Source organism: Phenylobacterium sp. (assembly GCF_030693805.1).
Taxonomy (GTDB): Bacteria; Pseudomonadota; Alphaproteobacteria; order Caulobacterales; family Caulobacteraceae; genus Phenylobacterium.
Genome location: NZ_JAUXZW010000222.1, coordinates 1 through 9,468, shown reverse-complemented (window position 1 = coordinate 9,468; position 9,468 = coordinate 1). Strand labels below are relative to the sequence as shown.

At 69.3% G+C, this 9,468-nt stretch carries 11 protein-coding genes; 9 read left to right on the top strand and 2 right to left on the bottom strand.

Annotation, left to right across the window (positions count from 1 at the left end; all coding sequences use genetic code 11):
* Positions 1-162: 162 nt before the first annotated feature.
* A complete protein-coding gene (locus tag Q8M88_RS08630) occupies positions 163-1,485 on the bottom strand; it encodes a hypothetical protein (RefSeq protein WP_305596395.1) in 1,323 nt (440 codons plus the stop codon).
* Between the two features lie 179 nt (positions 1,486-1,664).
* Between Q8M88_RS08630 and Q8M88_RS08625 the strand changes: the two genes are divergently transcribed.
* From Q8M88_RS08625 to pseH, 4 genes are read left to right on the top strand one after another with little or no spacing between them, the layout of a single operon-like run.
* A complete protein-coding gene (locus Q8M88_RS08625) occupies positions 1,665-2,732 on the top strand; it encodes an MBL fold metallo-hydrolase (protein ID WP_305596389.1) in 1,068 nt (355 codons plus the stop codon).
* Between the two features lie 34 nt (positions 2,733-2,766).
* Complete coding sequence (locus Q8M88_RS08620; protein ID WP_305596387.1) at positions 2,767-3,543, top strand: enoyl-CoA hydratase-related protein; 777 nt, start codon at positions 2,767-2,769, stop codon at positions 3,541-3,543.
* Between the two features lie 10 nt (positions 3,544-3,553).
* Complete coding sequence (locus Q8M88_RS08615) at positions 3,554-4,429, top strand: NAD(P)-dependent oxidoreductase (protein WP_305596385.1); 876 nt, start codon at positions 3,554-3,556, stop codon at positions 4,427-4,429.
* A complete protein-coding gene (gene pseH / locus Q8M88_RS08610) occupies positions 4,426-4,998 on the top strand; it encodes a UDP-4-amino-4,6-dideoxy-N-acetyl-beta-L-altrosamine N-acetyltransferase (protein WP_371132653.1) in 573 nt (190 codons plus the stop codon). The genes Q8M88_RS08615 and pseH overlap by 4 nt, the downstream gene beginning before the upstream one ends.
* Positions 4,999-5,005: 7 nt before the next feature.
* Here pseH and Q8M88_RS08605 read toward each other — a convergent pair whose 3' ends face one another.
* Positions 5,006-6,256 (bottom strand): MFS transporter, encoded by a 1,251-nt coding sequence (locus Q8M88_RS08605; protein ID WP_305596383.1) that lies wholly within the window; start codon positions 6,254-6,256, stop codon positions 5,006-5,008.
* A 239-nt stretch (positions 6,257-6,495) separates the two neighbouring features.
* Between Q8M88_RS08605 and Q8M88_RS08600 the strand changes: the two genes are divergently transcribed.
* The 5 genes from Q8M88_RS08600 to Q8M88_RS08580 form a co-directional block, all read left to right on the top strand.
* Positions 6,496-7,047 (top strand): GNAT family N-acetyltransferase, encoded by a 552-nt coding sequence (locus Q8M88_RS08600; RefSeq protein ID WP_305596381.1) that lies wholly within the window; start codon positions 6,496-6,498, stop codon positions 7,045-7,047.
* Positions 7,048-7,057: 10 nt separating this feature from the next.
* Positions 7,058-7,627, top strand: a complete 570-nt coding sequence (locus Q8M88_RS08595) for a DUF1285 domain-containing protein (RefSeq protein WP_305596379.1) — start codon at positions 7,058-7,060, stop codon at positions 7,625-7,627.
* The gene (locus Q8M88_RS08590) at positions 7,624-8,265 is read left to right on the top strand and encodes a CoA pyrophosphatase (protein WP_305596377.1); all 642 of its coding nucleotides are present in this window, start codon (positions 7,624-7,626) and stop codon (positions 8,263-8,265) included. Before Q8M88_RS08595 ends, Q8M88_RS08590 begins: the two co-directional genes overlap by 4 nt.
* 10 nt (positions 8,266-8,275) lie before the next feature.
* Positions 8,276-8,533 (top strand): hypothetical protein, encoded by a 258-nt coding sequence (locus Q8M88_RS08585; RefSeq protein ID WP_305596375.1) that lies wholly within the window; start codon positions 8,276-8,278, stop codon positions 8,531-8,533.
* Positions 8,530-9,468: CCA tRNA nucleotidyltransferase (locus Q8M88_RS08580; RefSeq protein ID WP_305596373.1), on the top strand; the 939-nt coding region annotated here is incomplete at its 3' end. The genes Q8M88_RS08585 and Q8M88_RS08580, both read left to right, overlap by 4 nt.

The window sequence follows — 9,468 nt, the reverse complement described above, 5'->3', positions numbered from 1 at the left end:
GCGCCAGCGCGCCGAGGTCGCCCAGGCCCGCGCCAAACCCGGCGCCGCGGCCTTCACGCCCACCGAATGGGCGGCGGTGAAGGCGGCTTGCGTGACTCCCAGCAAAAAGCCCGCGAGGCGCTAACCTCGCGGGCCTTGATGGGGCGACCTAAGGCCGGCCGATCAGGTGTTGCCGGGCAGCTTGCAGCCGGCCGCGAAGGCGCAGCTCGTCGCCGCGACCGCGTTCACCGGCGTCGCGGTGTACTCGATCATGTAGCCCTTGTAGCCGTCGGTGCAGGAGACCTCGAGCAACAGGGTGCCCTTGGGCGTCTTGCCGGCCAGGCGGCTGTCCTTCACCACGCAGGTCTTCTGGTCGAACTTGCGCAGGTCGGCGGTGAGCGCCGCAGACGCGCTGGTCTGCGAGTTCAGGCCGCACTTGAAGCCCGCCACCAGCGAGTGGCCGCAGTCGTAGACCACGCCCTTGCCGGTGGAGTCGAAGACGCCGACGCCGCCAGGCGCGCCGCCCTTGCAGACCAGCTCGACGACGTCTTTGCCGGGAGGGGCCGGGAAGGCCGCGTATTTCTCGACGTCGCAGTTGACGCCCGAGGCCTTGGCGAGCCGGGTGTAGAGGCCCGCCTGTTCGGTCGCCGCCTGACGGGCGTCGGTCAGGGTGCAGCCGCCGAGCACGCCCATGGCCTTGGCGCATTCGATGGTCTGGGTCAGCGCGCCGCGATTGTCGGACTTGAAGATATAGCCCTTGCCGTCCTGGCAGGCGGCTTCGAAGAACGAGGCGCCATCACGGGTGGCGCCGACGAAGCGCCGGTCCTTCACCGCGCAGTTGTTCTTGGATTCCGTCGCGTAGCGATCGACCACCGACAGACGCGCGGCCCGGTCGGTGAGGGTGCATTTGATGTTGGTGGTCGCGTCATCGAACATCAGGCAGTTCTGGGCCGTCGCCGGCTTGGTGGTGTCCAGCGGCGCGCTAGCCACCAGAACCTGGCCTGAGCCGTCCTGACAGGCCAGTTCGACGTAGGTGCTGGTCTTGCTGCGCCCGATGCCGCGAACCTGGGTCGGCGTGCAGGTCGAGCCCGCGGCCGTCAGCAGCGGCGCCAGATCGGCCTTGGGATCGGCGTTGCCAGGCAGCTTGCACGGCGCGGGCGCTTCCTTGGCGCCCTCGGGAATGGTGTTCGCTTCGATGCAGCTGAACGCCACCGGCGTCGCGTCGCTGGCGGCCTGGATCACGTAACCCATGCCCTGGGCGCAATCGACCTCATAGAAGTTGGTCGAGACCTTGGTCTTCTTGTCCGCCGACTTGCCGATCAGGCGCGCGTCGGCGACCTGGCAGGCGACGCCGGCGGCTTGGGCCGCGGCGGGGGCTTCCGCCATACCCGTCTTGCGGGACTCTTCACTGATCTCTGGAGCCTTCTTGGGGGCCGAAAGCACTGCTGCGGGCGCCAGTGCGGCGAGCAGGAGGGCGGCGGCCACGCCGATTCCGATGGGCCTCATGGTCTCGTAAACTCCTGGTGTTCCTCTGGCGGCACATCTGCGCCGGGCGTTCCTCTTGGTCAAGATGATGGCCGAACCCGGCGAAAGCTGGGCGAAGCTGCGGCTCAGCGGCGCATAGGGGTTTGCGCGACGCGCCCCTAGGGTCGAGTGTTGCGGTCGACCAGCAGGCGGGGGCGCGTATGAGCGATGTTTCAGAAACCACGGCGCGGGAACGTCCCGCGCCGACGCTGAACTATCCTTTCGAGAAAGGGCCGCAGGACGGTCAGGCGATCGACATCGCCGCCGGGGTCAAATGGCTGCGTATGCCGCTGGGCGGCCCGCTGGGATTCATCAATGTCTGGGCCATCGCGGAGGAAGGTGGCTGGGCGATTGTCGACACCGGCATGGGCGGCGCCGAGACCATGCACGCCTGGCGTGACGCGTTTGACGGGCCTTTGCGCAAGCGACCGGCGACTCGGGTGTTCGTCACCCACATGCATCCCGATCACGTCGGCATGGCCGGCTGGCTGACCCGCAAGTACGACGTGCCGTTGTGGATGAGCCGGTTGGAGTACCTGTCGTGCCGCAGCCTGAGCGCCGACACCGGCCGCGAGGCGCCCTCTGACGCCCTGCGCTTCTATCGGGGGGCCGGATGGGATGAGGACTCGCTCGAGACCTACCGCACGCGCTTCGGCACATTCGGCAAGTACATGCACGTGCTGCCCGACAGCTTCCATCGGCTGGTGGATGGCCAAGAGATGATGATCGGCGACCATCGCTGGCGCGTCGTCGTGGGGTCGGGCCATTCGCCGGAGCACGCTTGCCTGCATTGCCCCGACCTGCAGCTGATGATCAGCGGCGACCAGGTGCTGCCGCGCATCTCCTCCAATGTCTCGGTGTTTCCCACCGAGCCCGAGGCCGATCCGTTGAGCGAGTGGCTGGCGTCCCTGGCGCGGATCAAGTCGCAGGTCGGCGACGAGGTGCTGGTGCTGCCGGCGCACAACGACCCGTTCTTCGGCCTGCACGCGCGCATCGACCATCTGATCAGCGGTCATGAGCAGGGGCTGCTACGGCTGCAGGACCTGCTGCGCGAGCCGAAACGCGCCGTGGACTGCTTCTCGGCGCTGTTCAGGGCGAAGATCACGCCAGGCCTGCTGGGCATGGCCACCGGCGAAAGCCTGGCGCATCTGAACTGCCTGATCGGGCGTGGCCTGGCGGTGCGCGAAACCGATGCGAACGGCGTGGCCTGGTACCACGCGACAGCGTAACGTTCACGCCAGACCGCATCTCCAGGAGCCCGCGATGACCGAACATGTGCTGATCGAAAAGGCGGGCGGCGTGCTCACGCTGACGCTCAATCGCCCAGAAAAGAAGAACGCCATTACCGCGCCCATGTACCGCGCAATCGGCGAGGCGATCGACGGCGCGGCCGATGATCCGCAGGTGCGCTGCGTGCTATTGCTTGGGGCGGGCGACATCTTCTGCGCCGGCAACGATCTGGGGGACTTCGCCAAGGTCAATGCGGGCGAGGGCGAAGCGACAGCCCGCGCCGACGAGAACCCGATGCTAGGCGCGCTCAGCCGGGCCAGGATCCCGCTGGTCGCCGCGGTGCAGGGCCGCGCCGTGGGCGTCGGCGTCACCATGCTGCTGCACTGCGACCTGGTGTTCATCGCCGAGGACGCGCTGCTGACCACCCCGTTCGTCAACCTGGCCCTGGTGCCGGAGGCAGCCTCCAGCATGCTGCTGCCGCAGCGCATCGGCCATGTCCGGGCGTTCTCCATGCTGGTGCTGGGCGAGCCGGTGGACGGACGCACGGCCGCCGCCTGGGGCCTCGCCAACGCCGCCGTGCCGGTCAAGGACCTGCTGGCGCGCGCCACCGCCGCCGCCGAACAGATCGCCCAGCGTCCCAGGGCCGCCGTCGGCGCCACCAAGGCGCTGATGATCGATCAGGCCGCGATCGCCGCGCAAATGAACGAGGAGGCGGTTTATTTCGCCCAGCAGCTCGCCTCGGCGGAAGCCAAGGAGGCGTTCGCCGCCTTCGCCGAGCGCAGGGCGCCCGACTTCACTCGAGTCGCATAAGGCGCGCGCCATGCAGACCCTCGCCGGCAAGACCCTGTTCATCACTGGCGCCAGCCGAGGTATCGGCCTGGCCATCGCTCTGCGCGCCGCCCAGGACGGCGCGAATGTGGTCATCGCGGCCAAGACCGCCGAACCGCATCCGAAGCTGCCTGGCACCATCTATACCGCCGCCGAGGAGATCGAGGCCGACGGCGGCCAGGCCCTGCCGCTGATCGTCGACGTGCGTGACGAGGCCAGCGTGGATGCAGCCGTCGCCCAGGCGGTGGCGCGCTTCGGCGGCATCGACATCTGCGTGAACAACGCCTCGGCCATCTCGCTGACCGGCACGCTGGCCACTGACATGAAGCGCTACGATCTGATGCATCAGATCAATTCGCGCGGCACGTACCTGGTCTCGCGGGCCTGCATCCCGCACCTGAAGCGGGCGGCCAATCCGCATGTCCTGACGCTGTCGCCGCCGCTGGACATGAACCCCAAGTGGTTCGGCGGCCACGTCGCCTACAGCATGGCGAAGTACGGCATGAGCCTGGCGATGCTGGGCATGGCCGAGGAGTTCCGCGCCGACGGCATCGCGTTCAACGCCTTGTGGCCGCGCACCATCATCGCCACCGCCGCTGTGCGGTTCGCGCTGGCGGCCGGCGAGGAGGGGCTAGCCCACTGCCGTGCGCCGCAGATCATGGCCGATGCAGCGCACGCGGTGTTCATCAAGGACGCGCGGAGCTTCACCGGCAATTTCCTGATCGACGACACGTTCCTGTACGCTGAAGGCGTGCGAGATTTCGAAAGCTACCGGGTGGACGACACCCAGCCGCTGATGCCTGATTTCTTCGTGCCCGACGACATTCCGCCGCCGCCAGGCGTGGTGATCGGCGGCGCGGCGGCGTGAGGCGGAGTGCGGCCATCGACGTGGTCATGCGCCCCGCGTCGCTGAACGACAGCGCGCGGCTGCTGGCCTGGCGCAACCTGCCGCAGATCCGCCGCTGGATGTACACCGACCATGAAATCTCCCAGGCCGAGCATGACGCCTGGTATGCGAAAGCGCTGGCGGACCCGTCCCGCCGTTATTGGGTGGTGGAGCTCGACGGCGCGCCGGTGGGTCTGGCCAACCTCGCCGACATCGACGCCACAACCCGACGCGCCACCTGGGCCTATTACCTGGCCGAGGAGCGGGTGCGCGGGCGCGGGATCGGGGCCTTCGTCGAGTACTGGATGATCGAGCAGGTTTTCACCGGCTTGGGCCTGGCCAAGCTGTGGTGCGAGGTGCTCGTCGACAACGAACCGGTCTGGAAGATGCACGAGAAGTTCGGCTTCGTGCGCGAGGCCCTGTTTCGTCGCCACGCCCTGAAGAGCGGCGAACTCGTCGACGTGGTCGGGCTGGGCCTGCTGGCCGAGGACTGGGCGGCGATCCGCGACGCAAGCCGCGAGCGACTGGGCGCGCGAGGATTCCCCGTCTAGCTCGGCCCTAGCCGAGCGTGTCGAACTTGCGCAGGCCGGGGAACAGCCTGGCCCAGATGACTGTGATGGCGATCGAGCCCGCGCCGCCGAACAGCGCCGCGCCCACCGGGCCCACGAAGCGCGCGACGATCCCGCTCTCGAAGTCCCCGAGTTCGTTCGACGCGCCGATGAACAGCGACGAGACCGCCGAGACACGCCCGCGCATGTGGTCGGGCGTCACCAGCTGGACCAGCGTCTGGCGCACGAACACCGAAAGCATGTCCGCGCCCCCCAGCACCGCCAGCGCCAGAACCGACAGAGGCATCGAGCGCGAAAGGCCGAACACCAGGGTGGCGGCGCCGAACAGCGCAACGCCGCCCAGCAGGAACAACCCGGCGTGGCGGCGGATGGGACGGGTGGCCAGCACCACCGCGACCAAGGCTGCGCCCATCGCCGGCGCGCTCCTCAGCAGCCCGAAGCCTTGCGCGCCAACGTGCAGGATGTCGCGGGCGAACACCGGCAGCAACGCCGTCGCCCCGCCCAACAGCACGGCGAATAGATCCAGCGAGATCGCCCCGAACACGATCTTGTTTCCCCAGACGTAGGCGAGGCCTTCCTTGATCAGCGCCCAACGTGACCCTGGCTGCACCTCGGGCTTGGTGTTCTGCCGGATCAGCGACAGCGTCAGGGCGGCGGCGAGGTAGAGCACGCAGGTGGCGCTGTAGGCGACCGTCGGCGACAGGCCCAGCAGCAGGCCGCCGATCGCCGGGCCGGCCACCGCGCCGCTGGTGTAGGCCAGCGAATTCCAGGCGATGGCGCGCGGCAACAGGCGCCGCGGCACCAGCATCGGCGCCAGGGACGCGCCAGCGGGTCCGGTGTAGGCGCGCGCCACCCCGAACAGCGCCGCGACGCCGATCAGCAGCGGCAGGCTGACGAAACCGTAGAAACTCGCCGCCACCAGCAGGCCGGCGGTGGCGATCTCGCCGGCGTAACAGATCAGCAGCACCAGCTTGCGGTCGTGCCGATCCGCCGTCTCGCCGGCCGGCAGGGCCAGCAGGAACACCGGCACGAACGCCGCCAACCCCATCATGCCGACCCAGAACGCCGATTCCGAGACCGACATGGTCAGGCGAGCGGTCTCGTAGACCTGCCAGCCCAGCGCCACGCTCTGGATCTGCACCCCGATCGTCGACGTAACGCGCGAACCCCACAACAGCATGAAGCCGCGTTGGCGCAGCAGCTCGGCTACGGTAGGCGCGTTTTCGGGGTTGGGGGACATAGGCGACCCAGCTTGGGGCGAGCCGGCGGCCCGTGCAATCGCGACGTTGACCTGGGGGACGCTGGGCATTATGCGCCGCATCCCTGCTGCGTTTTGCCTGCGAGGCGCTTCAAGCGATGCGACGCCAACGACGATACGGACGCCCGCAAGGCGTTCTCGCCTGAAACTGTCCGCTTGCGGCGGCGCCAAGTGCGCGGCCGCGCGTTGTCGCACCCTCGCCATGCAGTTCCCTGAAAATGATGACCGCCACCTCTCTCCGGCAGCCTGAGCTGCTCATCAATCCTGAGCGGCCGCAGGACGCCGCCGCCGTCGACGCGCTGATCGACCGCGCGTTCGGCCCCGGACGCTTCACCAAGGTCTCCGAACGGGTCCGCGAATTCGCCGCGCCAAGGCACGATCTGTCGTTTTGCGCCTGGGAGGACGGCAAGCTGGTCGGCGTCGTGCGCCAGTGGCTGGTCGATGTCGGGGGTCGACCGGTAATTTTCCTGGGGCCGCTGGCTGTGGACGAGGCGGCGCGGCTTCATGGCGCCGGGGGGGCGCTGGTCGAGCGCGCGGCGCAGGCCGCGGCCGACGCCGGTTTCGATACGGTGCTGCTGGTCGGTGACGAGCCCTACTTCCGCCGGCTGGACTTCGCCGTCGTCCCGCATGGCCGCGTGACCCTGCCGGGACCCGTCGATCCGCGCCGCATCCTGGTTCGCGCCCTTCGCCCGGACGCCGCCGCCGAGCTTGCCGGGCCTGTTCGCGCCCATCCGCTCGCCCGCAAGCTTGAGGCTGGCCCCGCTCAGGCCTAGATTCCGCGTCATGAGCGAATCCGACAGCCGCCCGGGACTGGACGGGGTGATCGCCGCGGCCAGGGCCCAGGCTCCAGGCCGCGGCCTGCCGCCGGTCCACCTGTGGAATCCGGCGGTCTCCGGCGAGATCGACATCGTCATCCGCAAGGACGGAAGCTGGGTGCACGAGGGCGCGCGGATCAGCCGCGAGGCGCTGGTGCGGCTGTTCTCCACCGTGCTGCGCAAGGATCCCGACGGCTACTACCTGGTCACGCCCGTGGAGAAGCTGAAGATCGTCGTCGAGGACGCGCCGTTCATCGCCGTGCGCGTCGATCGGGTCGGGGATGGGCTGCGCTTCCTGACCAATGTCGGCGACGAGGTCGACGCCAGCCCGGACAACCCGATCCGCGTGGAGACCGATCCGCAAACCGGAGAGCCCAGGCCCTATGTTCATGTGAGGAACGGCCTGGAGGCGCTGATCGCGCGACCGGTGTTCTACGAGCTGGCGGATATGGCTGAAGAGCGCGACGGCTCGATGCTCGAGGTCGCCTCGAACGGCGCCTGGTTCCCGATCGGCCCCGCCGAGGCGCAGGCGCTGTGAGGTTCGTCGAGTCGCTCGGCGACCTGCGCGCCTGGGTCGCGCGTCACCTCGATCCAATCGGCGACGACACCCCGGTCGGCGGCGCGGACTCCGACTTCGACCTCAATCCCACCATGCGCCCGGCGCAACGCGAGTTGCGCGCGGCCTCGGTGCTGGTGCCGCTGGTCGAGCGGGCCGATGGCTACACGGTGATCCTGACGAGGCGCTCAGACGCGCTGCGCAGCCACACCGGACAGGTCGCCCTGCCGGGCGGCCGCCGCGATCCGGGCGAAAGCGCCTGGCAGACCGCGCTGCGCGAGGCGCACGAGGAGATCGGCCTGGAGCCCGACTATGTGGAGCTCGCCGGCCTGTCGACGCCCTATGAGACCGGCAGCGGCTACCTGATCACCCCCGTGGTCGGCTTCGTGCGCGAGGGCTTCAGCCTGACGCCAAATCCAGACGAGGTGGCCGACATCTTCGAGACCCCGTTCGGCTTCCTGATGGACCCGGCCAATTACGAGCAGGAGGTCCGCGAGGCGCCGGACGGCCAGAAGCGGTCGTTCTACGCCGCGCGCCACGAGGACCGCTACATCTGGGGCGCCACGGCGGGCATGCTGCGGGCGCTCTATAGCCGGCTCTATGGGGCCGCGCTTGCTTAGGGAACTCGCCTTGCGCGCGCTGCTGATGGCCGCGCCGTTCGTGGTCTGGTTCATCTGGCGCGATGTGGCCATCCGCACGGGACGGCCGATGGGCGCGACCCCGTGGACCTGGCTGGTGGCGATCGGTGCGATTCTCGTCGGCCTGTCGCTGATGGCCACCGCGCTGGCCCCGCACGCCGGCAAGAACGACGTCTATGTCCCGGCTGAAGCGACCGCGAGCGGGCAGGTGACGCCTGGCCACTTTGAGAAAACGCGGCCGCAGCGATGATCAACCTGGCCGCCGCCTGGATCGCCGACCCGCGCACGATCGCGGTGATGGATGCGCTGGAGGCCGCGGGCGGCGCTGGATGCGCGCGCTTCGTCGGCGGCGCGGTGCGCAACGCCCTGTTGGGGGCTGAGGTCGACGACATCGATATCGCCACGACGCTGACGCCGCAGGCGGTAAGCGCGGCTTTGGCCGCAGCCAGCCTGCGCGCCGTGCCGACCGGCATAGACCATGGCACCGTCACCGCGATCAGCGGCGGCCGGCCGTTCGAGATCACCACCCTGCGCCGCGATGTGGCCACTGACGGCCGCCATGCCGTGGTCGCCTTCACCGACGATTGGGCGCTGGACGCGGGCCGGCGCGATTTCACCATGAACGCGCTCTACGCCGATCGCGCCGGCGCGGTCCTGGACCCTACGGGAATCGGGGTCGCAGACGCGCTCGCCGGCCGCGTGGCCTTCGTCGGCGATCCGCAGACGCGTATCCGCGAGGACTATCTGCGGGTGATGCGCTTCTTCCGTTTCCATGCCTGGTACGGCGCCGGCGAGCCGGATCGCGCCGCGCTGGCCGCCTGCGCCGCCCTGAAGGGCCCTGTGGCGGCCTTGGCGGCCGAACGTGTCTCCAAGGAGCTGCTGAAGCTCCTGGCCGCCGAGGACCCGCGTGCGGCGCTTGCGGCGATGGCCGAGACGGGCGTGTTGGCGATCGCCGCGCCCGGCCTGGAGAACCTTGGGCGGCTTTCCGGCCTGGTCGAGGTCGAAGCCCAGTTGATGGCCGAGCCGGATGCGGGCCTGAGGCTGGCGGCCTTGCTTGACGATGATCCGCCAGCCTCGGCAGCCTTCGCCCAGCGGCTGCGCCTGTCGAACGCCTTGCGCGACCGGCTGGCGGCGGCGCTCGATCCGTCGCTGACGCTGACGAGTTGGATGAGCCCGCGCGAAGCC